At 67.7% G+C, this 26,785-nt stretch carries 26 protein-coding genes; 7 read left to right on the plus strand and 19 right to left on the minus strand.

Annotation, left to right across the window (positions count from 1 at the left end; translation table 11 throughout):
* The first annotated feature begins 21 nt into the window (after window positions 1-21).
* Window positions 22-1,092 (plus strand): 2Fe-2S iron-sulfur cluster-binding protein, encoded by a 1,071-nt coding sequence (locus ASD82_RS11705; RefSeq protein WP_235580694.1) that lies wholly within the window; start codon window positions 22-24, stop codon window positions 1,090-1,092.
* Between the two features lie 76 nt (window positions 1,093-1,168).
* Here the strand turns inward: ASD82_RS11705 and ASD82_RS11710 are convergent, their stop codons facing one another.
* The 3 genes from ASD82_RS11710 to ASD82_RS11720 all read right to left on the minus strand — a co-directional run bounded on the left by ASD82_RS11710 (window position 1,169) and on the right by ASD82_RS11720 (window position 2,645).
* Window positions 1,169-1,615, minus strand: coding sequence for a rhodanese-like domain-containing protein (locus ASD82_RS11710; RefSeq protein WP_056718009.1), 447 nt, complete (start codon window positions 1,613-1,615; stop codon window positions 1,169-1,171).
* An 86-nt stretch (window positions 1,616-1,701) separates the two neighbouring features.
* On the minus strand, window positions 1,702-2,118 hold the full coding sequence (locus ASD82_RS11715) for a hypothetical protein (RefSeq protein WP_056718010.1): 417 nt from the start codon (window positions 2,116-2,118) through the stop codon (window positions 1,702-1,704).
* Window positions 2,119-2,174: 56 nt separating this feature from the next.
* Window positions 2,175-2,645 (minus strand): YiiD C-terminal domain-containing protein, encoded by a 471-nt coding sequence (locus ASD82_RS11720; RefSeq protein ID WP_056718011.1) that lies wholly within the window; start codon window positions 2,643-2,645, stop codon window positions 2,175-2,177.
* 376 nt (window positions 2,646-3,021) lie between these two features.
* Between ASD82_RS11720 and ASD82_RS11725 the strand changes: the two genes are divergently transcribed.
* From ASD82_RS11725 to ASD82_RS11735, 3 genes are read left to right on the plus strand one after another with little or no spacing between them, the layout of a single operon-like run.
* The gene (locus ASD82_RS11725; protein WP_056718012.1) at window positions 3,022-3,792 is read left to right on the plus strand and encodes a uroporphyrinogen-III synthase; all 771 of its coding nucleotides are present in this window, start codon (window positions 3,022-3,024) and stop codon (window positions 3,790-3,792) included.
* A gap of 58 nt (window positions 3,793-3,850) precedes the next feature.
* Entirely contained in the window at window positions 3,851-5,005 is a 1,155-nt protein-coding gene (locus ASD82_RS11730) for a uroporphyrinogen-III C-methyltransferase (protein ID WP_056718013.1), read from the plus strand.
* Window positions 5,002-6,258: a heme biosynthesis HemY N-terminal domain-containing protein gene (locus ASD82_RS11735; RefSeq protein WP_056718014.1), complete on the plus strand. Its 1,257-nt coding sequence runs from the start codon at window positions 5,002-5,004 to the stop codon at window positions 6,256-6,258. Before ASD82_RS11730 ends, ASD82_RS11735 begins: the two co-directional genes overlap by 4 nt.
* 5 nt (window positions 6,259-6,263) lie before the next feature.
* Here the strand turns inward: ASD82_RS11735 and ASD82_RS11740 are convergent, their stop codons facing one another.
* The 3 genes from ASD82_RS11740 to polA all read right to left on the minus strand — a co-directional run bounded on the left by ASD82_RS11740 (window position 6,264) and on the right by polA (window position 11,932).
* Window positions 6,264-8,534, minus strand: coding sequence for a 3'-5' exonuclease (locus tag ASD82_RS11740; RefSeq protein WP_056718066.1), 2,271 nt, complete (start codon window positions 8,532-8,534; stop codon window positions 6,264-6,266).
* A 73-nt stretch (window positions 8,535-8,607) separates the two neighbouring features.
* Window positions 8,608-8,826 carry a hypothetical protein gene (locus ASD82_RS11745; RefSeq protein WP_056718015.1) on the minus strand — a complete coding sequence of 73 codons (219 nt, stop codon included), beginning with the start codon at window positions 8,824-8,826 and terminating at the stop codon, window positions 8,608-8,610.
* Between the two features lie 325 nt (window positions 8,827-9,151).
* On the minus strand, window positions 9,152-11,932 hold the full coding sequence (gene polA, locus ASD82_RS11750; protein WP_056718016.1) for a DNA polymerase I: 2,781 nt from the start codon (window positions 11,930-11,932) through the stop codon (window positions 9,152-9,154).
* Between the two features lie 159 nt (window positions 11,933-12,091).
* On the opposite strand from polA, the gene ASD82_RS11755 reads away from it, so the two are divergent.
* Window positions 12,092-12,622: a DUF2782 domain-containing protein gene (locus ASD82_RS11755; protein WP_056718067.1), complete on the plus strand. Its 531-nt coding sequence runs from the start codon at window positions 12,092-12,094 to the stop codon at window positions 12,620-12,622.
* Window positions 12,623-12,738: 116 nt separating this feature from the next.
* Here the strand turns inward: ASD82_RS11755 and ASD82_RS11760 are convergent, their stop codons facing one another.
* From ASD82_RS11760 to cutA, 12 genes are all read right to left on the minus strand, one after another.
* The gene (locus ASD82_RS11760; RefSeq protein ID WP_056718017.1) at window positions 12,739-13,449 is read right to left on the minus strand and encodes a glutathione S-transferase; all 711 of its coding nucleotides are present in this window, start codon (window positions 13,447-13,449) and stop codon (window positions 12,739-12,741) included.
* A gap of 81 nt (window positions 13,450-13,530) precedes the next feature.
* Window positions 13,531-15,141, minus strand: coding sequence for a bifunctional phosphoribosylaminoimidazolecarboxamide formyltransferase/IMP cyclohydrolase (gene purH, locus ASD82_RS11765; protein ID WP_056718018.1), 1,611 nt, complete (start codon window positions 15,139-15,141; stop codon window positions 13,531-13,533).
* 72 nt (window positions 15,142-15,213) lie between these two features.
* Entirely contained in the window at window positions 15,214-15,537 is a 324-nt protein-coding gene (locus ASD82_RS11770; protein ID WP_050981427.1) for a helix-turn-helix domain-containing protein, read from the minus strand.
* 158 nt (window positions 15,538-15,695) lie between these two features.
* Window positions 15,696-16,556: a zinc-ribbon and DUF3426 domain-containing protein gene (locus ASD82_RS11775; RefSeq protein ID WP_056718019.1), complete on the minus strand. Its 861-nt coding sequence runs from the start codon at window positions 16,554-16,556 to the stop codon at window positions 15,696-15,698.
* A gap of 70 nt (window positions 16,557-16,626) precedes the next feature.
* Entirely contained in the window at window positions 16,627-17,526 is a 900-nt protein-coding gene (gene prmA / locus ASD82_RS11780) for a 50S ribosomal protein L11 methyltransferase (protein ID WP_056718020.1), read from the minus strand.
* 91 nt (window positions 17,527-17,617) lie between these two features.
* Window positions 17,618-18,991, minus strand: a complete 1,374-nt coding sequence (accC, locus tag ASD82_RS11785; protein ID WP_056718021.1) for an acetyl-CoA carboxylase biotin carboxylase subunit — start codon at window positions 18,989-18,991, stop codon at window positions 17,618-17,620.
* 46 nt (window positions 18,992-19,037) lie between these two features.
* Window positions 19,038-19,421, minus strand: a complete 384-nt coding sequence (locus tag ASD82_RS11790; RefSeq protein WP_056718022.1) for a four helix bundle protein — start codon at window positions 19,419-19,421, stop codon at window positions 19,038-19,040.
* A 16-nt stretch (window positions 19,422-19,437) separates the two neighbouring features.
* The gene (gene accB / locus ASD82_RS11795) at window positions 19,438-19,899 is read right to left on the minus strand and encodes an acetyl-CoA carboxylase biotin carboxyl carrier protein (RefSeq protein WP_056718023.1); all 462 of its coding nucleotides are present in this window, start codon (window positions 19,897-19,899) and stop codon (window positions 19,438-19,440) included.
* A 68-nt stretch (window positions 19,900-19,967) separates the two neighbouring features.
* Window positions 19,968-20,420 (minus strand): type II 3-dehydroquinate dehydratase, encoded by a 453-nt coding sequence (gene aroQ / locus ASD82_RS11800; protein WP_056718068.1) that lies wholly within the window; start codon window positions 20,418-20,420, stop codon window positions 19,968-19,970.
* 159 nt (window positions 20,421-20,579) lie between these two features.
* A complete protein-coding gene (locus ASD82_RS11805) occupies window positions 20,580-21,119 on the minus strand; it encodes a TlpA disulfide reductase family protein (protein WP_056718024.1) in 540 nt (179 codons plus the stop codon).
* Window positions 21,119-23,377: a protein-disulfide reductase DsbD gene (locus ASD82_RS11810; RefSeq protein ID WP_056718025.1), complete on the minus strand. Its 2,259-nt coding sequence runs from the start codon at window positions 23,375-23,377 to the stop codon at window positions 21,119-21,121. The genes ASD82_RS11805 and ASD82_RS11810 overlap by 1 nt, the downstream gene beginning before the upstream one ends.
* Window positions 23,378-23,426: 49 nt before the next feature.
* The gene (gene cutA, locus ASD82_RS11815; RefSeq protein WP_056718026.1) at window positions 23,427-23,783 is read right to left on the minus strand and encodes a divalent-cation tolerance protein CutA; all 357 of its coding nucleotides are present in this window, start codon (window positions 23,781-23,783) and stop codon (window positions 23,427-23,429) included.
* A gap of 221 nt (window positions 23,784-24,004) precedes the next feature.
* Here cutA and ASD82_RS11820 point away from each other — a divergent pair, with 221 nt between their 5' ends.
* Window positions 24,005-24,298 (plus strand): co-chaperone GroES, encoded by a 294-nt coding sequence (locus ASD82_RS11820; protein ID WP_007806603.1) that lies wholly within the window; start codon window positions 24,005-24,007, stop codon window positions 24,296-24,298.
* Between the two features lie 120 nt (window positions 24,299-24,418).
* Window positions 24,419-26,068, plus strand: a complete 1,650-nt coding sequence (groL, locus tag ASD82_RS11825; protein ID WP_056718027.1) for a chaperonin GroEL — start codon at window positions 24,419-24,421, stop codon at window positions 26,066-26,068.
* 104 nt (window positions 26,069-26,172) lie between these two features.
* Here the strand turns inward: groL and ASD82_RS11830 are convergent, their stop codons facing one another.
* Window positions 26,173-26,718: a hypothetical protein gene (locus tag ASD82_RS11830; RefSeq protein ID WP_056718028.1), complete on the minus strand. Its 546-nt coding sequence runs from the start codon at window positions 26,716-26,718 to the stop codon at window positions 26,173-26,175.
* Between the last annotated feature and the right edge of the window lie 67 nt (window positions 26,719-26,785).

Here is a 26,785-nt window from a genome sequence, read left to right on the forward strand (position 1 = left end):
CATCGCCGCGACAATGCACACGTGTTCAAGGTCACCCTCAAGACATCCGGCCGCCAGTTTTCGGTGGTCGCGGGCGAAACCGTGCTGGAAGCGGCGCAACGGGCGGGCGTGGCCTTGCCCTACTCGTGCCGGGCCGGCGTCTGCGGCAGCTGCAAGGCCACCTTGCTGGACGGGCGTTGCGAGTATCCGCGCAATCCGCCGCTGGCGCTGAATGCGGACGAGCAGGCCCACCATGCGGTGTTGCTGTGCCAGGCGGTGCCGGCGACCGACCTGCTGCTGGAGGCGCGCGAAGTCACCTCGGTGGAGGACATCGCGCGGCGCCAGCTGGGCATGGTGGTGACCGAGAAGTGGTCGCTGGCGCCGGATGTCACCGGCCTGCGCCTGCTGCCGGCACGCGGCGAGCGTCGCCTGAAGCGCCTGCCCGGCCAGTATGTCGACGTGCTGCTGGAAGACGGCAAGCGTCGTCCGTTCTCGATCGCCAACGGTCCGCAGGCCGACGGCATGATCGAGATGCACGTGCGCCACGTGGCCGGCGGCGGTTTCACGTCGTGGGTCAGCAGCACGCTGAAGCCGGGCGATCACCTGCGCGTGGAAGGTCCGCTGGGCACCTTCGTGCCGCGCGAGGATTCGGAACGCCCGATGATCTTCATGGCCGGCGGCACCGGTTTTGCGCCGGTGAAGGCGATCGTCGAGCACTTCATCGCGCTAGGCACGCGTCGCGCCATCCAGGTCTACTGGGGCGCGCGCGTGGCGGATGACCTGTACCTGCGCGCGCTGGCCGAACGCTGGGCGGGCGAGCTGCCGAACCTCGCGTTCCACGCGGTGGTGTCCGACGCGGACGGCGCGGACGGCGCGTCGAGTTTGCGCACCGGCCTGGTGCACGAAGCGGTGCTGGCCGACCAGCCGGACCTGTCAGGCCACGACCTGTACATGAGCGGGCCGCCGGCGATGATCGATGCCGCGCATCCGCGCTTCCTCGCCGCCGGCCTGCCGGAGGATCGGCTCTACTACGACTCGTTCGAATACGCGCCCGACGTGCTGGTGCAGATCATCGCCGGGCGCGCGGGCATCCACGACTTGCCGGTGCCGTAGACACCTGGCGATCGACACCTGGCGATCGCTGTCTGATCGGGCAGCGGGGCGGGAGCGCGACCCGCCAGCGGGTTCCTTACCGGTTGCCCTTGGCCACCGGCAATTGCGCCGCGTGCCAGGCCAGCACGCCGCCGTCGAGGCGGTGGACCTTGGCGAAGCCGGCCTTGACCAGCCGCTGCGCGGCCTTGATCGAATTGCCGCGACCGTCCTTGTCCATCACCACCACCGGCAGCTCCTTCGCCTTGGCCAGATCCTTGTTCTCCGGATCGAACTGGCTCATCGCCACGTGTTTCGCGCCGGGCACGTGCATCTTCTCGAACTCGGCGATCGCCGACAGATCGATCAGCAGCGGGTTCTCGCGATTGATCAGGTGGGTCAGGCCGGCGGGGCTCAGTTCCCTGACCTTGCTGAACAGGGCGCTGACCTGCATCACGATCAATGCCAGCAGCAGGATCGCGAACAGGGCCACCAGGGCCACATGGTTGCCGACAAATTCGGGCAGCTTGTGCAGGAAATCGTTCATCGTCAGTCCACAGGTGCCTTGATCGCACCAATTCGGGTAAACCGTCGATTATACGGGGTTGCCGCCGCTTGCGCGGCCGCGCCGACTCAATCCTGGGTGATGTCCGGCAGGCCGCTGGTCAGCCACCAGTGCCTGGTCGCCTCGTCGTAATGCCAGGTCTGGTGGTCGACGACGCTGCGCTCGGACTGGTTGTGGATGTTGACCAGGTTGATCACCACCGTCTGCTGCACGTCGAAGTCGCCGGTTGGCACCGGGCCTGCATCGTCGTTGTATTCGGTGACCCGCACCTGCTGGAAGCGCGCCAGCTGCAGCGAGGTCAGCGGATGCGCAGCGCGAACCTTGGGCTCGACGAACTGGGCGGCGCTCTGGAAATCGCCCCAGCGCAGCGTGCTGCCGTACGCCTTGAGCGTGGTGGTGAGGGCATCGCTGCGGGTCTTGGTGGCGCAGCCGGCCAGCAGCAGGCCCGACAACAGCACGATCAGAAGACTGGACATCCGGCGCATGTGGTTTCCTCCCCGATGAAATCCCGCCCATTCTGCCTGATGCGCAGGCAGTCCACTCAGGCGCGGCGTTTGGCCACGAAGCGCGCGTTCAAGGTGCACGCCGGTTCGCCATTCTCGCCGGGCACCACGCAGTCGATCGCGATGCGCGCACGGCCGCGGTTGTCCAGGGTGGAGAAGAACGTCGCCCAGTCCGCGTCCTCGGCCAGTCGCGCCTGGCTGTGGAAGTCGTCCCACAGCGGCGCCAGGTAGCGCACGCTGGACTCGGCGACGAATACGTCGCAGTCCGTGCCGCGCCTGCGCAACGCCAGTTCGACCAGCGCCCAGCCGCTCAGCGTCATCACGCTGACCAGGCTGCCGCCGAAGGCGCAACCCTTGTCGTTGACGTTGGGCGCCAGTGGCGCGCGCAGGGTCAGGCTGTGCTCGTCGCAGTCCGCCAGTTCCAGGTCCATCGCATGGGCCAGCGGGATCTCGTCGCGGATGAACTGGATCAGTTGTCGTGCCTGCAGGGTTGCTTCGGTCTTGCTCACGTGATCGGGGATTCGCGTGGGGAAAGCCCGGCAGTGTAAAGGATGCTCTGATCTATTCAGCACGGGCGTCACCGGCTCTGTCTGCCCGCAGATTCGTGGTGCGCGGACGAAGACAGGCGTCGGCCTGTCGAGGAGGCGCGCCGCGGAGATGCGGGCAGACAGAGCCGGCCCCGACCGATTGAATACGAAAGATGGGGTGACGTCCAGAAGGCCCCCAGGCGGCAGCGCACGGCTTGCCAAGGCGGCCAGCCTTGCCGGCACCGCGCACTGCCACCTGCGGGCCTTCTGGACGTCATGCCGCCTGCGCTGAATAGATCAGAACATCCTGAGCCACCGCTACACTGGAGCCATGACAGTGAGCGTGCGCGGTGCGCGGATGCAGCAACCATCCAGCCGGAAAACCCCAGACCTGCATGGCCGGATCGTGGTGATCACCCGTCCGGCGGGCACCGCCTCCGCGCTGGCGCGGAAGGTGCGCGCGCTGGGCGGCGTGCCGTTGCGCCTGCCCGGAATGGGCTTGCGTGCCGCACCCGATGCGGACGCGGTGCGCGCGAGCATGCGCGCCGCGCTGGCCGATGAGTTGATCGTGTTCACCAGCCCCGCCGCGGTCCGTCATGCCGCGGCGCTGCTGCCGCTGCGCACCGCTGCGTGCGTCCTGGCGGTGGGCCAGGGCACCGCGCAAGCCTTGCGTCGACACGGTGTCGCCGCGCCGCTGGCCCCGCGTCGGCAGGACAGCGAGGGGCTGCTGGAACTTCCCCAGCTGCAGTCGTTGCGCGGACGCCGGGTGGCCCTGATCGGCGCGCCGGGCGGTCGCGGCGTGTTGCGCGAGCAGCTCGCGGCGCGGGGCGCGCGTCTGCGCGAGCTGCATGTCTACCACCGCGTGCCGCCGCGACTCGATCGTCGCCACGTGGAAGCGCTGCTGCAGCTGCCCGCCTCGGCGCGGGTGCTGCTGTCCAGTGCCGAGGCCCTGCACAACCTGCAGCAGTTGCTGCCGGCGCCGGCATGGGCGCGATTGTGCGCGGCCACCGCGGTCGTCAGCAGCGAACGCCTGGCCGAGGCGGCGCGGGCGGCCGGGTTCCGGCGCATCCGCGTGGCGGCTTCGGCGGTGTCCGCCGACCTGCTGGCCGAGGCCGGTACGGCCGGTTGAGGGAATCTTCACATCCGCGTGCTACGAACGCGCGCGTATGGGCTGCTAGCATGCGCTCATGAGCAACCACGACATGCCCAACGAGCCCGCCGCGCCCGAGGGCGCCCGTTCCGCACCCGTCGCGCCCGATGCGGTGCTGGTCGAACCGCCGCTGCGCCCGACACGGCCGGCTTCCCATCGCCCCGCACCACGCCCCCGTGGTGGCGGCACGCTGGCGCTGGCGATCCTGCTGGCGCTGGTCGCGGTGGGCGCGTCCGGCTACGTCGGCTGGCGCCAGTGGCAGCAGGAGCAGGGCGCGGCGGTCGACACGCGGAACGTGGCCAGCCTGCAGCAGCGCGTGGAGACCCTGGAGACCACCCTGACCGCCATGGGCGAGCAGCGCGGCAGCCTCAACCAGCGGCTGGACGATGCGGCCCAGGTCAACCGTTCGCTGCGCGAGGAACTGCTGGGCCAGGCCGAACGGACCCGCCATGTCGAGGACGCGGTGGCCCGGCTTGCCGAGAAGAGTCTCAGTGGCCATGACGGCATGCTGCTGGACGAAACCGAATCGCTGCTGCGCATGGCCAGCGAACGCTACACGCTGTTCCACGACGCGCAGGGCGCGGCGGCCGCCTATGCGCTGGCCGACCAGACCCTGGCCGCGGTCAACGACGGCGCGTTCGGCGGGCTGCGCCAGAGCATCGAAGCCGAGCGCGAGGCCCTGGCCAGGAGCCAGCCGGCCAGCCAGGCCGCCGCCCTGCAACAGTTGCTGGCCTTGCGTGGCGAGCTGGCCACGCTGCCGCTGAAGCCGCTGGACAGCGGCACCGCCGTCGGCGCCGACACCTGGTCGCGGATTCGTCGCGCGCTGGCCAGCGTGGTCAGCGTGCAGCGCGACAACGGCGCGCCGCTGGCCGTCGCCGACGCGCGTCTCGCCCGCGAGCTGGCGACGCTCGACCTGGCGCAGGCACAGGCAGCGTTGCTGGCCTACGACAGCAAGGACTACGCCGCAGCCCTGCAGCGCACGGACGCCGCCCTGGCCAGCCAGTTCGACGCCGCTGCGCCCGCCGTGCAGCAGGCGCGCGCCACGCTGCGGCAATTGGCGGCGCAATTGCCGGCGAAGCCGTCGGTACAGCTCGGCGCCGCGCTGACCGAACTGCGCAACCTGCGCGCGGTGCATGCGCTGGGTCCGGCATCGTCCAGCAGCAGCGCAGCGCCGGCCGAGGCGCAGCCATGAGGCTCTGGTACGGGGTGTTGCTGGCGGTGCTCGCCGCCGCGCTGGCCGCATTCGGCTGGCACTGGGTGGCGGAGGACCCCGGCTACGTGCTGCTGCGCCTGCGTGGCTGGAAGATCGAAACCACGATGGTCGCCGCGCTGGTGATCCTGCTGCTGGCGTGGGCCGTGCTGACCACCTTGTGGCGCCTGTTGCGCTGGCCGTTCGGCGCGCTCTCGCGGCGGCATCGGCGACTCAGCCAGCAGCGCCTCGGCGCTGGCCTGATCGCGCTGATCGAAGGTCGCCACGGCGATGCCGAACGTGATCTCAATCGTGCCTCGCGGCTGGACAGCCTGCGTGGTCCGGCCCTGCTCGCCTCGGCCGAAGCCGCTTTGCGCCGTGGCGAACCCGGCCGCGCGCTGGAAGCGCTGGACCAGGCGGCGCAGTCGGTGCCGCAGGCCGCACGGGTGCTGCGCGCCCGCGTGTTGCGTCGCGAAGGCAAGCCGGCCGAAGCGCTGGCCCTGCTGCTGCCCGAATCGGACAAGGGCACGCTGACTCCCGGCGGCTGGCGCGAACTGGTGCAGGCCGCGCTGGCCACCGGCGACACCCGTCGCGCCCGTGAGGCGCTGGCGCCGCTGCAGAAGAGCGGCGCGCTGGGTCATCGTGCCTATGCCGCGCTGGAGGCGCAGGTGCTGGTTGCCACGCTGAACGCCACGCCCGACGGGGCCACGCTGAACGCGATGTGGTCGCAATGGCCCAAGCCGCAGCGGCGGGTGCCGGCCGTGATCGATGCCTACGCGCGTCGCGCCGCCGGTTTCGGCCTGACCCTGCCGGCCATGGATGAAGTGGAATCCGCGCTGCGCCGCGAGTGGTCGCCGTTGCTGATCGAAACCTACGGCAGCCTGTCCGGCGATGACGTGGAGGCGCGCCTGCGTCGCGCCGAAGGCTGGCTGGACGCCCATCCGAACGACGCCAACCTGCTGCTCACGCTGGGCCGCATGTGCGTGCGGCTGAAGGTCTGGGGCAAGGCCCATCAGTACCTGCAGCGCTCCCTGGCGCTGGCGCCGGGCGCCGCCGCGTGGGAAGCACTGGGCGACACTTTCGCCGGCCAGGGTGACGCCGCCCAGGCGCAACGCTGCTATCGCAACGCGCTGGCGTTCACCCGTGGTGACGTCGTCACGCCGCTGGCGCAGACCGCCAATCCGATGCAGCCGGACACGCATCCGATCGCGATCGAGGAGCGTGACGCGCACGGACTACCGAGGTTGCCCGGGTAACGCCGCTACAGCGTCGTCAGATTCGCGTAGGCGGCCACCAGCCACTTGCTGCCCACGCCTTCGAAATTGATCTGCAGCCGGGTGTGCGCCCCGCTGCCCTCGGCGCTGACCACCACGCCTTCGCCGAAACTGGGATGACTGACGCGCTGGCCGAGCTTCACCGGCAGCGTTTCTTCCAGCGACGACGATGTTTCGCGCGGACGGCCGCTGTACATCGGTCGGGTCACGTGCACGCGCGGGCGCACTTCGTCGATCAGTTCGGCCGGCATTTCGCCGAGGAAACGCGACGGTCGCGCCAGCATCTCGGTGCCGTGCATGCGACGCGATTCGGCGTGGGTGACCACCAGCCTTTCGCGGGCGCGGGTGATGCCCACGTAGGCGAGCCGGCGTTCCTCCTCCAGCCGGCCTTCGTCGTCGACCGAACGCTGGCTGGGGAACAGGCCTTCCTCCATGCCGACCAGGAACACCACCGGAAACTCCAGCCCCTTGGCCGAGTGCAGCGTCATCAGCTGCACGCAATCGTCCCAGGCTTCGCCCTGGTTCTCGCCCGCTTCCAGGGTGGCGTGGGACAGGAACGCGGAGAGTTCGCTCAGGCCCGCGTCGATGTCCTCGGCGGTGCGCTCGAAGCGGCTGGCCACGTTGACCAGTTCGTCCAGGTTCTCCACCCGCGACTCGGCGTTGCCGCGCGAGTCCTTCTCGTAGAAATCGCGCAAGCCGGTGTGGGTGATCGCGTGGTCGATCTGTTCGGCCAGGGTGAGGCCGGGAGTCGGCAATGGGGAGTCGGGCATGGGAGGATCAACAGCGGGAAGCGCGGCATCGGCTTCTCCGATTCCCGCTTCCCCATTCCCGCTTCCCGCGAAGCTGCGCGCCATCCCGTCGATCAGCGCCAGGAACGCCTTTACCGCGTTCTTCGCCCGCCCGGCCAGTTCGCTGCCGCCGGCCAGCTCGAGCAGTGCCGCTTCCCACATCGACGTATCGTCGTGGCGGGCGCGGCGGCGCAGCACGTCCAGCGTGCGATCGCCGATGCCGCGGGGCGGGGTGTTCACCGCGCGCTCGAACGCGGCGTCGTCGTGCCGGTTCGCGGTGAGGCGCAGATAAGCCAGCGCGTCCTTCACCTCGGCGCGCTCGAAGAAGCGCTGGCCGCCGTAGACGCGGTAGCCGATGTTGCGCTGGACCAGCTGCTCCTCGAAGTTGCGCGATTGCGCGTTGGAGCGATACAGGATCGCGCAGTCCTTCGCCGAGCCGTGCTCGTCGATGTACTCGCGGATGCGCTCGATCACGAAGCGCGCCTCGTCCTGCTCGTTGTAGGCGGCGTACAGCGCGATGCGCTCGCCGTCGTCGCCGGCGGTCCACAATTCCTTGCCGAGGCGGCTGCCGTTGCGCTGGATGACGCTGTTGGCGGCCTTCAGGATGGTCGAGGTGGAGCGGTAGTTCTGTTCCAGCTTGATCGTGCGCGCGCCGGGGAAGTCGCGCAGGAACTGCGCCATGTTCTCGACCCTGGCGCCGCGCCAGCCGTAGATCGACTGGTCGTCGTCGCCGACCGCGAAGACCTTGCCGACACTACCGGCGAGTACGCGGATCCACGCGTACTGCAGCGTGTTGGTGTCCTGGAATTCGTCGATCAGCAGGTGCCGCCAGCGCTGCTGGTAATGCTCCAGCACGGCCGGGTTCTTCAGCCACAGCTCGTGCGCGCGCAGCAGCAGTTCGGCGAAGTCGACCAGCCCGGCGCGGCGGCAGGCGTCCTCGTAGGCCTTGTAGATGTTCACGAACGTATGCGTGACCGGATGGTCGCGATGTTCGATGCCGTCCGGCCGCTTGCCCTCGTCCTTCCACTGGTTGATCTGCCAGCAGGCCTGGCGCGGCGGATATTTCGCATCGTCCAGGCCCAGCCCGGCGACGACGCGCTTGACCAGCCGCAGCTGGTCGTCGGCGTCGAGGATCTGGAACGTTTCCGGCAGGCCCGCCTCGCGCCAGTGCCGGCGCAGCAGGCGGTGCGCGATGCCGTGGAAGGTGCCCACGGTGAGGCCCTGGGTGCCGCCGGGAATCAGCGCTTCCAGCCGCGCGCGCATCTCGCCGGCGGCCTTGTTGGTGAAGGTGACGGCGAGGATCGCCCACGGCGGCACGCGCTCGGCCTGGGTCAGCCAGCCGATGCGGTGGGTCAGCACGCGGGTCTTGCCCGAGCCGGCGCCGGCGAGCACCAGGTAATGGCCGGGAGGGGCGCAGACGGCTTCGCGCTGCGCGTCGTTGAGCGGGTCGATCAGGTACGAGACATCCATCGTGCCCATTGTAGTGGGCACAAAGGAAAACCGCCGCGAAGGCGGCGGTTTTCGGAAGAACGAAGCCAGCAGGTCAGCGCTTCTGCATGAAGCCGCCAAGCGCCAGCAACGCGCCGACCACGATGCCGGCAATGCCGATCCATTGCGGCACGCCCTTGTCGTGGGTGGCGGTGAGCTTGGCCGAACCTATCTGCACCAGGGTGTCGGTGTCCTGGTAGAAGGCATGGCCGGCCACCACCCAGATGCCCGCGGCGACGAGGATGATGCCGACGATGATCAGACCTGTGCGCATGGAGTTCCCCCTTGATGAGTGTGCCCCGGAGTATGCCGTGCGCCGGTGTGCATGAAACGTACAGGTGAGGCGGCAGCCCCGTGGGCAGTCGGAGCACGGACGGCAGACAAAAAAAGCCCCGGAGGCTAGGGGGAGCCTCCGGGGCGGGCAGACACGAAGACCCAGGGGAGAGGTTCGTGCCTGTGGCGGCTCAGGGAGGTGAGCGCGCCGCGGATGCCGTTGCGTGCATCCGTGGGATTAGAGTGGGGTGGATCGAAAAAGTTGCAAGGCCTCCAGGGAAATTTACGGGCGATTCAGTCTCATGGAAAATTAACGGGAACGCCGCTCAGTGCGCCTCGTCCCAGTTGGCGCCCACGCCCACGTCGACCAGCAGCGGCACCGCCAGCGCCGCGGCGCCGGACATCCGCTCGACCACGGCCGCCCGCACTTCCTCGGTCGCCTCGCTGCGCACCTCGAACACCAGTTCGTCGTGTACCTGCATCAGCATGTGTACGTCGTCGCGATCCTTCAGCCACGCGGCCACGGCGATCATCGCGCGCTTGATGATGTCGGCCGCGCTGCCCTGCATCGGTGCGTTCACCGCGGCGCGCTCGGCGCCCTGGCGCAGGCCCTGGTTGCGTGCGTTGAGGTTCTCCAGATAGAGCCGGCGGCCGAAGATGGTTTCCACGTAGCCGTCGCGGTGGGCCTGTTCGCGGGTGGCATCCATGAACGCGCGCACGCCGGGATAGCGCGAGAAATAGCGGCCCATGTAGTCGCCGGCCTCACCGCGGTCCACGCCGAGCTGGCGGGCCAGGCCGAACGCGCTCATGCCATACATCAGGCCGAAGTTGATCGCCTTGGCCGCGCGGCGCTGGTTGGTGGTGATCTCCTCCGGCGCCACGCCGAACACTTCGGCCGCGGTGGCGCGATGCACGTCGCCACCGGAATGGAATGCGCGCAGCAGGCCTTCGTCGCCGGACAGGTGGGCCATGATGCGCAGCTCGATCTGCGAATAGTCCGCCGCCATCACCTTCCAGCCGGGTGGCGCGATGAAGGCCTGGCGGATGCGCCGACCCTCTTCGGTGCGCACCGGGATGTTCTGCAGGTTCGGGTCGGAGGAAGAGATCCGCCCGGTCGCCACCGAACCCTGGTGGTAGCTGGTGTGCACGCGGCCGGTGCGCGGATTGACGATGCCCGACAGTTTGTCGGTGTACGTGCTGCGCAGCTTGGCCAGGCCGCGGTAGTCGAGGATCAGCCGCGGCAGCTCGTGGGTCTCGGCGATCGCCTCCAGCGCTTCTTCGTTGGTGGAAGGCTGGCCGGTGGGCGTCTTCAGTTTCGCTTCGAGGCCGAGCTCGTCGAACAGCACCGCCTGCAACTGCTTGGGCGAATCCAGGTTGAAATCGCGTCCGGCCAGCGCGTACGACTGCTGCTGCAGTTCCAGCATGCGCTTGCCCAGCTGCTGGCTCTGCCGCCGCAGTTCGTCGCCGTCGATCAGCACGCCGCGGCGTTCCATCTCGGCCAGCACCGGCACCAGCGGAATCTCGATGTTCCGGTACACGTCGCGCAAGGACGGCACGCTCTCCAGCTTCGGCCACAGCGCATGGTGCAGGCGCAGGGTGATGTCGGCGTCCTCGGCGGCATAGCGGCAGGCGGTGTCCAGGTCCACCTGGGAGAATGAAATCTGCTTCGCGCCCTTGCCGGCGACCTGCTCGTACTTGATCGTCTCGTAGCCCAGGTACTTCTTCGCCAGCGAATCCATGTCGTGGCGCGTGGCGGTGGCGTTCCACACGTAGGACTCGAGCATCGAGTCGTGCGCCAGCCCCTGCACCGCGATGCCGTAGTGCGACAGGATGTTGATGTCGTACTTCGCGTGCTGGCCGAGCTTGGGCCGCGACGGATCCTCGAAGACCGGCTTCAGCGCGGCCAGCACCTCTTCGCGATCGAGCTGCTTCGGTGCGCCGGGATAGTCATGGCCCAGCGGGATGTAGCAGGCCTTGCCCGGCTCCACCGCCAGGCTGATGCCGACGATGTCCGCGCGCATCGCGTCGATGCTGGTGGTCTCGGTGTCGAAGGCGATCAGTTCGGCGCCGCGGAGTCTTTCCAGCCACGCGTCGAACTGCGGCCGGGTGGTGACCAGTTCGTAGTCACCCGGTGCGGACAACGCGGCATCAGGCGCGGCAGGGCTGCTGGCAGCCGTGGCTTGATCGATGCCGGGCGCGGCATGGATGCCCGATGCCCGACGACCGTCAGGAACTGCCCCTGCCAGATCCCCGATGCCCGGCTCCTGGCCATCCAGCTCCTTCAGCGCGGCCTTGAACTCGTAGCGCGTGTACAGCTCGCGCAGCTGCGCCACGTCGGCATCGCGCTGGGCCAGTTCGGTAGGACCGAATTCCAGCGGCACGTCGGTCTTGATGGTGACCAGCTGGCGCGACAGCGGCAGCCGCGGCAGCGCCTCGCGCAGGCTCTCGCCGATCTTGCCGCCGATCTTGTCCGCGTTGGCGATCACGCCGTCCAGCGAATCGTATTCGGCCAGCCACTTCGCGGCGGTCTTGGGGCCGCACTTGGGCACGCCCGGGACGTTGTCGATGGCGTCGCCGGTGAGCGCGAGGAAGTCGATGATCTGATCCGGCCGCACGCCGAATTTCTCCATCACGCCGTTGCTGTCCATCACCGTGTTGCTCATGGTGTTGATCAGGGTGACGTGGGGTCCGACCAGCTGGGCCATGTCCTTGTCGCCGGTGGACACTTCCACCTCGATGCCCAGTTCGTGCGCCTGCATCGCCAGCGTGCCGATCACGTCGTCGGCCTCGACGCCGCCCACGCGCAGGATCGGAAAGCCCAGCGCGCCGACGATCGCCAGCATCGGCTCGACCTGGGCGCGCAGGTCGTCCGGCATCGGCGGACGATTCGCCTTGTACTGGTCGTACAGCGCGTCGCGGAAGGTCGGCCCGGGCGCGTCGCTGACGAAGGCCAGATACTCCGGTTTCGCCTTCAGCGTGGCACGCAGCATGTTGACCACGCCGAACAGTGCGCCGGTGGGCTCGCCATGCGCATTGGTCAGCGGCGGCAGCGCATGAAAGGCGCGGTACAGATAGGAAGAGCCGTCGATGAGGATGAGCTTGGGCATGGCAATGATGACCTGGGCGGAGCCGTCGCGCCGGATGTTGCAGGCCGGCGGGTCCGGGGAAGAGTGTCGGCCATTCTCGCATGCAGGACGAAACGCCGCGCTTCACGAAAGCGGGCGCGCCGCGCTGTTATGCTGCCCTCCCCGAACGAGGTTGCCGCCATGAAGACCGTTGCCTTGCTGGCTGCCGCCAGCTTCCTGTTCGCAGCGAGCCTGCCGGGCTCGAATGCACTGGCGCAATCCGCTCCATCGACGAGCGTGCCACCGCCGCCGGGCCTCAACGACCCGGGAGTGAAGGCCGTGAGTCCGCCGGCGGCGAAGAAGGCCGCGACGAAGACCGGGCATGCCACCAGCGCGCCCGCGAAGTCCCTGAACCTGAAGCCGCAGACCCTGCCGGCGATGCACGACGATGGCGCGCGGCATCCGCGTGATGAAGTGACGCCGGAAGTGCGGGTGCGCCAGGAGGGCGACAACAGCATCCAGGAATACAGCCGCAACGGCCGTGTCTACATGGTCGTGATCACGCCGAAAAGCGGCATCGCCCAGACCTACATGGTCGACCCGCAGGGTCGGCTGGTCGACGAGCATGGCCAGAAGCCGGTGGGCCCGGTCATGTACAAGGTGCTGGAGTGGGGCAAGGCGCGGCCGCCGGCAGAGTCGGACGACACCACGCCGAACGACACCGGTCACTGACGGGCGCGCTCCACCGGCATCCGGCCACGCCGGTGCCGACAGTGGGGATGCCCTGGGCAACTGGGTGAAAGCTGGTAGCCGTCCGCGCCGGGCTCGGCGCTGTTCGCCTGGGTCGCCTAGCCCGGATCGTCCAGTTCCGGATAGTGGCGGAAGATGCCGCTCTCGTTGAATGGCAGGCGTCGCGGCGAGGCGAGATAGGCGGCGACGCGTGGTCGTTGCGCCACCCGCTCCTTCAGTGCCCGCAACAGCGGCAGTTGCCGGCCGATGCGCTGCATCGCCCGCGGAAACGCATACTCCAGCCCGCTCATAAGCTGGAACAGCGACAGGTCGACGTACGAGTGCGCGTGCAGGGCGTGATGCCCGCCGCTGCGTTCCAGCACCTGTTCGAAGTAGTCGAGATACTTCGGCAGCCGCGTCTCGCGCAGGTCAGCCGCGCGGCGGGCGGCTTCGCTGCGCTGCTCTTCGTAGTACAGGCCGACGGCGACCGGGTGATGCGAGTCGTGCACTTCGGCGACCAGGTCGGCGATGGTCAGCTGCAACTGCTGCGCAAGCAGCCGGCGGCTCTCGCTGTCCGGCACCAGGTCGAGCGGCGGCCCGAGGTAGTGCAGGATGTTCGCCGTCTGCGCGATCAGCAGTCGGCCGGCCTTGAGGAAGGGCGGCGCAAACGGCAGCGGACCCTCGTGGACACCGTCGAGATACTGCACCATGACATCGTCGCCCTGCTCGCGGGCGATGTCGTCATAAGCGGCGCCGGCATCCTCCAGCGCCAGCCGCACGAATTCGCCGCGACCCTGGATGCCGCTCCAGTAGAACAGCTGGTAATGCATGGCAGCCTCCCGCCTGAGGGTGGATGCCGAGCGTGCGCCTGTCCGCGCCCGGACTCAATGCCGGACCTGCTTCCGTCACGTTCAGTGGCGGAAGTGGCGCATCCCGGTGAACACCATCGCCATGTCGTGCTCGTCGGCGGCGGCGATCACCTCGGCGTCGCGCATCGAGCCGCCCGGCTGGATTACCGCGCTGATGCCCGCCGCGGCCGCCGCGTCGATGCCGTCGCGGAACGGGAAGAACGCATCCGATGCCATCACCGAACCACGCACTTCGAGCTTCTCGTCGGCCGCCTTGATGCCGGCGATCTTCGCGCTGTAGACGCGACTCATCTGGCCGGCGCCGATGCCGATGGTCTGGCGGTCGCGGGCGTAGACGATGGCGTTGGACTTGACGAACTTGGCCACCTTCCAGGCGAAGATCAGGTCGTGGATCTGCGCTTCGGTCGGCGCCTTGCGGGTCACCACCTTGAGGTCGGCGGCGGTGATCATGCCGGTGTCGGCGCTCTGGACCAGCAGGCCCGAACCCACGCGCTTGGAATGGCCGCCCGGATGCGCGCCGAGCAGGTTGCCGTCCTCCGGAATCGGAATGACCAGCACGCGCACGTTGCCTTTCTTGTGGAACGCCTTGAGCGCTTCGTCCGCATACGCCGGCGCCAGCACCACCTCGACGAACTGGCGCTCGACGATCGCCTTCGCGGTGGCGCCATCCACTTCGCGGTTGAACGCGATGATGCCGCCGAAGGCGGACGTGGGATCGGTCTGGAAGGCCAGGTCGTAGGCCTTGCCGATGCCGTCCAGGCTCACCGCCACGCCGCAGGGGTTGGCGTGCTTGACGATCACGCAGGCCGGCTTGACGAAGCTGCGCACGCATTCCCACGCGGCATCGGCATCGGCGATGTTGTTGAACGAAAGCTCCTTGCCCTGCAGCTGCCGGAAGGTGGCCAGCGTGCCGGCGGCGGGATACAGGTCGCTGTAGAACGCCGCCTGCTGGTGCGGATTTTCGCCGTAGCGCAGGTCCATCAGCTTGGTGAAGCGGCCGTTGATCTGCGCGGGGAAGGTGGCGTGGCCGGCGATCGTCTGCTGGGTCTCGTCCAGTTGCAGGCCCGACAGGTAATCGCTGATCGCGCCGTCATAGTTCGACACGTTGTTGAATGCCGTTACCGCCAGACTGAAGCGGGTGGCGCGGGTCAGGCCGCCGTGCTGTTCGATCTCGGCCAGCGCCGCGTCGTACTGCCCGGGCGAGGTCAGCACGCCCACGTCGTTCCAGTTCTTCGCCGCCGAACGCAGCATCGCCGGGCCACCGATGTCGATGTTCTCGATCGCCTGCTCCAGGGTGCAGTCCGGCCTGGCCACCGTCGCCTCGAACGGGTACAGGTTCAGCACCAGCAGATCGATCGGCGCGATGCCGAGTTCGGCCATCACCGAGTCGTCGGTGCCGCGGCGACCGAGCAGGCCGCCGTGCACGTTCGGATGCAGGGTCTTGACCCGGCCGTCCATGATTTCGGGGAAGCCGGTGACGTCGCTGACGTCGGTGACCGCGATGCCCGCATCGCGCAGCGCCTTCGCGCTGCCGCCGGTGGAGAGCAGTTCGATGCCTTTCGCGGCGAGGCGTCGACCCAGGTCGATCAGGCCGGTCTTGTCGGAGACGCTGAGCAGGGCGCGACGAACCGGGACGAGCTGGGGAGCGGGCATGAGCGGGTTTCCGTAGGGGGAAAGCCGGTCATTATAGCCGGCCAAACGCAGGCCGGCTTTTGCGGGCGGGAATTACAGCAGGCCGTGCGCCGCAAGCTTCTTGCGCAGCGTGGCGCGGTTGATGCCGAGCGCGCTGGCGGCGCGGCTCTGGTTGCCGTCGTGGAACGCCAGCACCTCGCGCAACAGCGGCACCTCCACCTCGCGCAGGACCAGCGCGTGCAGGCCTTCGGCGCACTCGGTGTCGCCGATATCGGCCAGATAGCGACGTACCGTGCGGGTGACACATTCGCTCAGGGCACTCTGGCCATGGTGGCTGGCGCCAGGCGAACCTGCGTTCTGCGACGAGGCCGCTCTGGCGGGCTCGGCAGCAGGCAGTCTTACGGCATTCACGGACATTTTCCCTCACGTACGAAACGACGACTGCATGGGCCGTCGCGAATGGTTATGGATGATGCTGGTGCTTCGTGGCGCCTGTTGCATGCGGTCGAGGCATGCAGACGCGAAGAACCGAGTCTACCCGCGCGGGCGGATAATTTTAAGTACCACGGATGCCTTCATTCGAAACCGAGCTCGAACGCCACCGCGTTGTCGCCCGGGTCCTCCACCTCCAGCAGCAGCACCGCCGTGCCCCCGGGCGACAGCCCGCTGCGCAGGATCGAGGTGTCGTCCAGGTACTCCTCCGGCTGCAGCCGGCGCATCGCGATGCGCTGGCCCTGCGCGTTCGACAAGGTGACCGTCAGCACCGGGTACGGCTGGGCGAAGGCGGCATCGTTGCGCACGCTGGCGCTGATCATCAGCGCGTGGGCGACACTCGGGTGCGCCTGCACGTTGCTGGCCAGCAGCCGCAGCCGTCCCGGTGCGGCGACCAGCGGCAGCTCGCAGCCCAGCGTCGCGCAGGTGCTGCGCAGCCAGCCGCCGGTGAGCGGATCGCGGATCAGGTCGTTGCGCTTGGCCCAGGCCAGCTGGACGCCGAGCGCCAGTGTCAGCAGGCTGCAGGCCAGTACCCATGGCCAGCGCCGTTCGGCGGATGACGACAGGTGCCGCCGTTCCCTTCGCTCCGTTCGCTTCGGCGCCTGGGCCTTCGACTCGCGTGCAAAGCGCGGCGCAAACACCAGTTGCGAGAAGTCTTCCACTGGCGCCTGCGAGGCGACCGTGACTGGCGTTTCGCCGAGCACGACGACGGGCGTCGGCTCGGGGCGCGGGCGATAGACCACCAGGTCGAGCAGCGGTGGTTCGAACGCGGGTTCGTTGAGCGGCAACTCGACGAAGGGTTCAGGCGGCAGCTGTTCGGCGAGCGTGGCCAGGCTGTCGAAACCGGCATGGCAATGGCCGCACACGACGTGGCCGTGCGCCTTGGCGAGTGTCGGCGCATCCAGCGAGAACACGGACAGGCATTCGGGGCATTGGGTATACATGCAGGCCGTTTTGAATCGGTATCGGCCAAGCTTAGCAGGGTGATCGCGCCGTCAAGCCTGCATCGCCGGTTCAGCCGCGGCGACGTCCGCTGATGCGCACCCAGTCCTCGCGTGTGTCCACGCGCAGGTCCTCGAACCATTCGGCGTAGCGCTGCAGCAGTTCGTCCTGCTGGCCGGCGAGGATGCCGGAGATCGCGAACGGCGCGCCGGGCTTGGCGGCGGCAGCGAAGATGGGCGCGAGCTCGCCCAGCGGACCGGCCAGGATGTTGGCGATGAACACGTCCGCTGGCGGGGCGTCCACGTTCTGCGGCAGGAACAGCGCGAGCTGCTTGTCCACGCCATTGCGCCCGGCGTTGTCGGCCGAGGCGACCAGCGCCTGCGGATCGTTGTCGACGCCGACCGCACTGCTCGCGCCGAGCTTCAGCGCGGCGATGGCCAGGATGCCCGAGCCGCAGCCGTAGTCGGTGATCGTCTTGCCGACGAGGTCGAGGCCGTCCAGCCATTCCAGGCACAGTGCCGTGGTGGGATGGGTGCCGCTGCCGAAGGCGAGGCCGGGATCGAGCCGGACGACGACGAGGTCGTCGTCAGCCGGCGGTTCGATGTTCCATGGATAGATCCACAGGCGCCGGCCGAACGGCATCGGCTTGAACTGGTCCATCCAGACGCGTTCCCAGTTCTGGTCGGCGACCTCGCTGAAACTCAGCTGGTCCGGTTCCAGCCATGGCAGCAGTTCGCCCAGCGCCGCGGCCAGGCCGCGACGGTCGGCGTCTTCATCGAACAGCGCATTCAGCGTGATCGTCGACCACAGCGGCAACTCGCCCACGCCGGGTTCGAAGATCGCCTGTTCGTCCGGCGTTTCGGCATCGGCGTCGCGCAAGGTGATCGACAGCGCGCCGAGATCCTCCAGCGCTTCTTCCGCGCCGGGTTGCTGTTCGAGGCGGACGACCAGGGAGAGTTCGAGAAAGGGCATGGGCGAGGAGTGAGTGGAGAGGAGTGAGAAAAGAGAGAAGGCGGGGCGGGCGTCAGGGTGAGGGCGGTTGAGAGCCGCCTTTACTCACACCTCACTTCTCCGCACTCACTTCTCGTTTCTCCTTCTGCTCGGCCATGCGCTTTTCGAGGTAGTGGATGTTCTGCCCGCCATGCTGGAAGCCGACGTCGGCCATGATCTTCTGCTGCAGCGGGATGTTGCACTTCACCCCTTCGATCACGGTTTCCGCCAGCGCCAGCTGCATCCGGGCGATCGCGGTGGCGCGGTCGGGGCCGTGCACGATCAGCTTGCCGATCATCGAATCGTAGTTCGGCGGAATGCGGTAGCCGTCGTACAGGTGCGTGTCGACGCGCACGCCCGGGCCGCCCGGCGCCTCGAAGCGCTTCACCGTGCCCGGGCTCGGCATGAAGGTGTCCGGGTCCTCGGCGTTGATGCGGCACTCGATCGAGTGGCCGCGGATCACGATGTCTTCCTGCCTGATCGACAGCTTCTCGCCGCCGGCGATCAGCAACTGCTCGCGGACCAGGTCGACGCCGGTGATCCACTCGGTCACCGGGTGCTCGACCTGGATGCGGGTGTTCATCTCGATGAAGTAGAAGCGGCCGTTCTCGAACAGGAATTCGAACGTGCCGGCGCCGCGGTAGCCGATGCGGATGCAGGCATCCACGCAGACCTTGCCGATCTCGGCGCGCAGCTCGGGCGTGATGCCTGGAGCGGGAGCTTCCTCGACCACCTTCTGGTGGCGGCGCTGCATCGAGCAGTCGCGCTCGCCCAGGTGGATCGCGTTGCCCTGGCCGTCGGCCAGCACCTGGATTTCCACGTGGCGCGGGTTCTCCAGGAACTTCTCCATGTAGACCACGTCGTTGCCGAACGCCGCCTTGGCCTCCTGCTTGGTCATCACGATGGAGTTGCCCAGGTGCGCCTCGGTGCGCACCACGCGCATGCCGCGGCCGCCGCCGCCACCGGCAGCCTTGATGATCACCGGGTAGCCGATCTCGCGGGCGATCTTGATGTTGGTGTCGACATCCTCGCCCAGCGGGCCGCCGGAGCCTGGCACGCACGGTACGCCGGCCGCCTTCATTGCCTTGATCGCCTCGACCTTGTCGCCCATCAGGCGGATCACGTCGGCGGTGGGACCGATGAAGATGAAACCGGACTGCTCGACCTGCTCGGCGAAATCCGCGCGCTCGGACAGGAAGCCGTAACCCGGGTGGATCGCCTGGGCGTCGGTGATCTCCGCCGCCGCGATGATCCGCGGGATGTTGAGGTAGCTGTCGACCGACGGCCCCGGGCCGATGCAGATCGACTCGTCGGCCAGGCCGACGTGCTTGAGGTTGCGATCCACCGTGGAATGCACCGCCACGGTCTTGATGCCCAGACTGTGGCAGGCGCGCAACACGCGCAACGCGATTTCGCCACGATTGGCGATGACGACTTTTTCTAGCATGGGAATCGGGAATCGGGAATGGGGAATGGGAAGATCAACATCATGTTCATCGCGCCCCCTTGGGCTTTTCGAGTGCGTTGAGCAATGCCGTAATTCTTGCGAAAACGCGATTGGTGAGGTCGTTCACGGGTTGGCACTCCTGTGCAAAGCCCAACCGGATCGCGATCTGATACTGGGTATCCAATTCCGACAACGAGCCCCGGGCAATCGAGAGAAAGCGCTGGTACTCCTGTCTGGATCGACGAGCCGCGCCTTCGGCGATGTTCGAGGGAATGCTGATTGCGGCGCGGCGAATTTGTGATGTGAGGCCGAAACGCTCGGTGTCTGGGAATCCTGCGGAAAGTTCGTAGATCGCTTCGACGAGGTGCATGGCGTCTTGCCACACCTGCAGACCCTCATGCGGCCGCTTGAACGATTCCCCATTCTCCATTCCCGATTCCCGGCCCTCAGGCAATCACGAACATCGGTTCGTCGAATTCCACCGGCTGGCCGTTCTCGACCAGGATCGCCTGGACGGTGCCCGCGACTTCGGCTTCGATCTGGTTGAACATCTTCATCGCCTCGATGATGCCCAGCGTCTCGCCGGCCTTGACCTGCTGGCCGACCTTGACGAAGGCGGGCGTGCCCGGGGTAGCCGAGGCGTAGAAGGTGCCGACCATCGGCGCCTTGATCACGGTGCCGGCGGGCAGTGCAGAGGACGGTGCCGGCTCTGCCGCGGCGGCCGCCACCGGGGCGGGCGCGGCGACGGCGACCGGAGCGACGGCAACCGCCGGGGCGGCGGCGACCGGCGCGGCGTTCTTCGGCACGCGCGACAGGCGGACGACTTCCTCGCCCTCCTTGATCTCCAGTTCGGCGAGGTTGGATTCCTCGAGCAAGTCGATCAGTTTCTTGATTTTGCGCAAATCCATCGGATCAGCCTTTGGTCAGTCATGCCACGCGCGGGTGGCTGGAAGATGAGTGGGTGGGTCGCCGGCGCTCAGGCCGTGGCGGCGGTTTGCAGCCGTTGCAGCGTCGCGTCGAGCGCCAGCCGGTAGCTGTTGCCGCCGAAGCCGCAGATCACGCCGACCGCGATGTCGGAAAGATGGGAGTGGTGGCGGAACGGCTCGCGGGCAAAGACGTTGGACAGGTGTACCTCGATGAACGGAATGGCCGTGGCGGCGAACGCATCGCGCAGCGCGATGCTGGTGTGCGTGAACGCACCGGCATTGCACAGGATCATCGCCGTGCCATCGTCACGGGCCTGGTGCACCCGCCCGATCAGTTCATGCTCGGCGTTGGACTGGAACCAGACCAGTTCGTGCCCCGCGGCTTGCGCGCGCTCGGCCAGTTGCTGGTTGATGTCGGTCAACGTCTCGTGACCGTAGATCTCCGGTTCGCGGGCGCCCAGCAAATTGAGGTTGGGTCCATGCAGGACCAGGATTTTCGCCAACGTCATTGTCCAAGGCCGCGTCCGGACGCCCCGGAACGGGCGCAGTGTGCGCGCCCCCAGCAGTCTTGTCCAGTTCGCCGCAGATCGGCGATGTTTGACGGAGAAGCGCCGGGTTCCCGTGCGTAACCGTATGTCGGCCGCCTTCGGACGACGCGTGGATCAGGGAGCCAGCCACTGCTCCATCTGATCGGCGGTCATGGCTCCCGCATGTGTGGCCAAAATGCGCCCATCGTCGGCGACAAGCACGCTGTAAGGGAGGTTCCGCAGGGTATTTCCCAGTTTCAGCGACGTGCCCGGCGATTCCGGTTGGCCGATCAAGATCGGGTAATTCACCGGATGTGCGGCCAAAAAGGCCCGAACGTGAGCTGGCTCGTCCAGCGCAATTCCGATCACGATCGCCCCATGATCGCCGAATTTCTGCTGGGCTTTGACCAGCGCGGGCATTTCCTGCAGACAGGGCAGGCACCAGCTGGCCCACAGATTGATCAGTACGCGGCGTCCGCGATACTCGCCCAGATCATGCAGCCTGCCATCCAGGTCGGGCAGGCTCAGCGCCGGCAACGGCTGGCCGATGATGGTCGAAGCCGCGGTGGTCACCGCTGCGGCCGGGGCCGTCTGCAGGTGGTGCTGCGCGTAGCCGCCGACCGCGGCGGCCAGCGCGGCCAGGCCGAGAATGGTCCAGTTGCCGCGACTGAGCATCAGCGCGCCGCTTCCGTCAGCGCCTGCTCGACCATCGAGCGGGTCAGCACGGTGGACAGCTGTTTGCCGGGGCCGCCGTTCTTCGGGAAGACCACGTACAACGGCACGCCGGGCGAGTTGTATTGCTGCAGGAAGGCGCTGATGGTCGGGTTGACGTCGGTCCAGTCACCTTTCATGTAGACCGCGCCGGTGCGCTTGAGCAGGGCGCGGAAGGCGTCGGTGTCCAGCACGGTGTGCTCGTTCGCCTTGCAGGTGACGCACCAGTCGGCGGTCATGTCGACGAACACCGGCGTGCCGGCGGTGCGCAGGCTGGCCAGTTTTTCCGGACTGTAGGCGACCACGCCTTCCTCGATCGCCGCGCTGGCCGACGGCGGCGGCACGTGGGCGAGCAGGGCCATCGGCACCACGGTGGCGATGGCCAGCACCACCACCGCGAGCTTGCTGATCGCGCCGCGCGAGCGGCTGCGCTCGAACCACCACAGGGTCATCGCCAGCAGCACCATCGCCACCAGCACCAGGCCGACAGCGTCGGCGCCGCGCTGATTGGCCAGCACCCAGACCAGCCACGCGGCGGTGAGGTACATCGGGAAGGCCAGCACCTGCTTCAGCGTTTCCATCCAGCGTCCCGGCCGTGGCAGCAGACGGCCCAGCGCCGGGACGAAGCCCACCGCCAGGAACGGCAGCGCCAGGCCGACGCCCAGCATCAGGAACACCAGCAGGGCCGAAACCATCGGTGCGGCGAAGGCATAGGCCAGCGCGCTGCCCATGAACGGCGCGGTGCACGGGCTGGCCACCACCACGGCCAGCACGCCGGTGAAAAAGTCGCCGGCCGGACCGGAGCGCGCGGCAAGGCTGGCGCCGGTATTGCCCAGCGAGGCGCCGAACTGCACCACGCCGGACATCGACAAGCCGACCGCCAGCATCAGGCAGGCGAGCACGCCGACCACCAGGGGTTGTTGCAGTTGCGAGCCCCAGCCCAGCGCATGCCCCGCCGCGCGCAGGGCCAGGATGCCCAGGCCGAGTGCCGCGAAACTGCACAGCACGCCAGCGGTATAGAACAGTGCGTGACGGCGCGCCGCGGCGTGGCTTTCCGCGCTTTCCAGCACGCTGACGGCCTTGATCGACAACACCGGCAGCACGCACGGCATCAGGTTCAGCACCAGGCCGCCGCCCAGCGCCAGCAACAGGGCAGCGATCAGGCTCACTTGCAGCGGGGCCGGGCCGGCCGGAACCGAGTCGGCCGGAACCGAGTCAGCCGGAACCGAGTCAGCCGGAACCGAATCAGCATTGCCCGGTGGCAGTTCCGGCGGGGTTTCGGTGGTCTGGCCGGTGACGGTGGCGCCACTGCCAAGATCGAGGTTCACGCGGCGGGTCATCAGCGGATAGCACAGGCCGCCGTCCTGGCAACCCTGGAAACTGGCCAGCAGGGTCAGCGCTCTGGCGTCGCCGAGGTCGCCCTCGACCGCCACCGGCAGCTCGACCTGGTCGAAATACACGGTGACGTCGCCGTAGTGCTCGTCGTGGTGCGCGGTACCGGCCGGCCACGCGGGTTTCAGGGCGAGGCCGCCGGCGTTTTCGAGTTTCAGCGTGGTCTGGTCGCGATACAGGTAGTAACCCCTGGGCATCGTCCAGCGCAGCAGCAACTGGTGCGGGTTCTGCGCCAGCGCCTCGAAACGGAAGGCCTGTTCGGCGGGCAGCGGCGCGCCGACCGTGCCCGCCACGGCCTCGATCCTGTTGCTGCCGAGCTGGCCGAGCGCGGCGCCCAGCGAGCCGGCGACGGGGGCCGCCGCGGCGGCGCCATCGGCGGGCAGCGGCAAGTCGAGCTTCTCGGTATGCGGCGGGTAGCAGATCTTCGGATCGACTTCGTGGCAGCCCTGGTATTGCACGCTGATCCGCAGGCGATCGGTGCCGGCGGCCACGGTGTACGGAATGCTGGCGTCGACGCCGTGGTGATAGGTCTCCACGTCACCGAGGTATTCGTCGTGATGTTTCTCGCCGTCGGGCAACTGCGCTGTGCCCAGGCTGACGCCATCGCCACCCTTGAACTTCATGCGGCCGCGGTAGAGGTAATAGTCCGGCGCGATCGTCCAGTGCAGCTTCAGCACGCCGGGCGTGCCGGCATCGGCGCTGAGCTTGTAGGCCTCGGTCACCGGCAGCAGTTCGGCCGTGTCCTGGGCGAACGCGGGCAACATGGCAAACAGCAGACTCAGCCCGATCAGCAGGCGAACGGCCATCCGGCCGGCAAGCATTGATCGCATCACGACTCCGGGAACAGTGCGGCCCGCGCGCCGCGCGGGTGGATGACCATTATGGCCCAGTCGCCGCGAATCCCCCTGCGACGTTGGCACGCACCCAGTCCAGATAGGCGTCGTGACCGTGGGTCACGGGCACCGCGACCAGTTCCGGCAGTTCGTAAGGGTGCAGTTGCAGCAGCCGCGCCTTCAGCGCCTCGAAACGACCGGCGGTGGTCTTGATCAGCAGCAGCACCTCGCTGTCGGTGGTGACGGCACCCTGCCAGCGATAGGTCGATTGCACGCCCGGCAGCTGGTTGACGCAGGCGGCCAGCCGTTCGCCAACCAGCGTTTCGGCCAGTTGGCGGGCGCAGGCCTGGTCGGGGCAGCTGCAATGGCAGAGCAGGACGGTGGCGGGATCGGTCATGGTCATGCCGGCAGCGTAGCCGAGCTTGCGCGAGGTGATTCACCGCCGCGCCCTTGAAACGCTGCCGGGTTCGCCCAATGTGCTGTCCATCCCCGCGTACGAACACTCTTGCTGCGGGATGCTATCTGCGTAGAATTGGCACTCATTACCATCGAGTGCTAACAGAGCTGCCGTCCGGGCTCTGCAAGTCCTTGTCCATCAACTGTTTGAACCAGCTGGAGTCCTCCATGAGCACACTGCGTCCCCTGCATGACCGCGTCATCGTCAAGCGCCTCGAAGAAGAGCGCGTCTCCGCCGGCGGCATCGTGATCCCCGACAGCGCCACCGAAAAGCCGACCCGCGGCAAGGTCGTCGCCGCCGGTACCGGCCTGATCATGGCCGACGGCAAGGTCCGTCCGATGTCGCTCAAGGCCGGCGACGTGGTGCTGTTCGGCAAGTACGCCGGCCAGGAAATCAAGATCGACGGCGAAGAGCTCGTGTTCCTGAAGGAAGACGACATCGTGGCCGTTATCGAGGGCTGATTGAACTGGAGCCTGGTGGTGTAGCGCGAAAGCCGCGCTCCCGGTCGCCCTTGGCTCCTTCTTGCAGCTCTTTCGTGACGTTTCCCCTTACTTATTCAAAATTTTTCAAGGAAAAATTTTATGGCCGCTAAAGAAGTCCGTTTCGGCGAAGACGCCCGCTCGCGCATCCTCAAGGGCGTGAACACGCTCGCCAATGCCGTCAAGGTCACCCTGGGCCCGAAGGGCCGCAACGTCGTGCTCGAGAAGAGCTTCGGCGCCCCCACGATCACCAAGGACGGCGTGTCCGTTGCCAAGGAGATCGAGCTGGCCGACAAGTACGAGAACCTCGGCGCGCAGATCGTCAAGGAAGCCGCTTCCAAGACCTCCGACGTCGCCGGTGACGGCACCACCACCGCCACCGTGCTGGCACAGGCGTTCATCCAGGAAGGCCTCAAGGCCGTCGCCGCGGGCATCAACCCGATGGACCTGAAGCGCGGCATCGACAAGGCCGTCGTGGCCGCCGTGGGCGAGCTGAAGAAGCTCTCCAACCCGACCGCGAATGACAAGGAAATCGCCCAGGTCGGCACGATCTCCGCCAACTCCGACACCAACATCGGCGACATCATCGCCACCGCGATGAAGAAGGTCGGCAAGGAAGGCGTGATCACGGTCGAGGAAGGCTCGGGCCTGGAGAACGAGCTCGACGTGGTCGAGGGCATGCAGTTCGACCGTGGCTACCTGTCGCCGTACTTCATCAACAACCAGCAGAGCCAGCAGGTCGAGCTGGACGACCCGTACATCCTTATCCACGACAAGAAAGTGTCGAACGTGCGCGAGCTGCTGCCGGTGCTGGAAGCCGTCGCCAAGGCCGGCAAGCCGTTGCTGATCGTCGCCGAGGAAGTGGAAGGCGAGGCACTGGCTACGCTGGTGGTCAACACCATCCGCGGCATCGTCAAGGTCGCCGCCGTCAAGGCGCCGGGCTTCGGTGACCGTCGCAAGGCGATCCTGGAAGACATCGCGGTGCTGACCAACGGCCAGGTCGTATCCGAGGAAGTGGGCCTGTCGCTGGAGAAGACCACGATCAACGATCTGGGTCGCGCCAAGCGCATCGTCATCACCAAGGAAAACACCACGATCATCGACGGCGCGGGCGAGGCCGAGAAGATCCAGTCGCGCATCGGCCAGATCAAGGCGCAGATCGAGGAGACCTCCTCCGACTACGACCGCGAGAAGCTGCAGGAACGCGTGGCCAAGCTGGCCGGCGGCGTGGCCGTGATCAAGGTCGGTGCGGCTACCGAAGTCGAGATGAAGGAAAAGAAGGCCCGCGTCGAAGACGCCCTGCACGCCACCCGTGCAGCGGTCGAGGAAGGCGTGGTCCCCGGTGGTGGCGTGGCGCTGATCCGCGCGCTGAAGGCGGTCGAAGGCCTGAAGGGCGACAACACCGACCAGGACCTGGGCATCGCGATCACCCGCCGCGCGCTGGAAGCGCCGCTGCGCGCGATCGTCGCCAACGCCGGCGAAGAACCGTCGGTGGTGTTGAACAAGGTCAAGGAAGGCACCGGCAACTTCGGCTACAACGCCGCCAGCGGCGAGTACGGCGACATGGTTGCCATGGGCATCCTGGACCCGACCAAGGTCACCCGTTCGGCCCTGCAGCACGCCGCGTCGGTGGCCGGCCTGGCGATCACCACCGAGGCGATCGTTGCCGAGCTGCCGAAGAAGGACGAAGGCCACAGCCACGGCGGTGGCATGGGCGGCGGCATGGGTGGCATGGGCGGCATGGACTTCTGAGTTCCCCGCTCAAGGCACGACAAAAGAAAACCCCGCCTCGGCGGGGTTTTCTTTTTTGTGGCGCCGGAATCCCGGCGATATCTGCCGGGTTGGTGGCAGTGAACTCAGTGCCCGTGGGCGTGGACACTGCCGCTGGCGGCGGCGTTGCCGCTGGCGTTGACGCCCTGTACCGCGTCGCCGACCGAGCCGGCCGCGCGGTCGGTGGACTGGATCGCCGAATGCGCGGTATCGCGCACGTCGCCGCCCACGCCCCGGCCCATCTCACCAGCCCTGCCTGCGGTGGCGGCTGTATCGAGACCGGCACCGGTAGCGACGTTGGCGTTGGCGCCCGCATGCGAGTCGCCGGCGCCCGCTCCGATCGTGCCATTCGCATTCGCGTTGGCATTGGCGTTGGCGTGGTCATTGACGGTCGAGCGGGTCCGGTCAGCGGCCTTGCGGGTCCGGTGCTTCGCGTGGGAACCGGTGCGGTGCAGGGTCTGCTCCGTCTGCGCGGTGGTCTGGCCAACGGCGTGCATGGCGCTTGGTGCGGCTGCGCCGACGTGGGCGCCGGCGCCAATGTGAGCGGCACCGCCGAGGCTGGCCTGGGCGAAGGCGGAAGCAGTGAATACGCTGGCACCGATGATGAGGGCGGAAAGCATGGTCTTGCGCATGAGGGTGACCTCCAGGTGGGGAATGCCGCCGCAAGCGCATGGCACGCGCCGACGGCCACACCGACGC

The organism is Rhodanobacter sp. Root179, from assembly GCF_001428465.1.
Taxonomy (GTDB): domain Bacteria; phylum Pseudomonadota; class Gammaproteobacteria; order Xanthomonadales; family Rhodanobacteraceae; genus Rhodanobacter.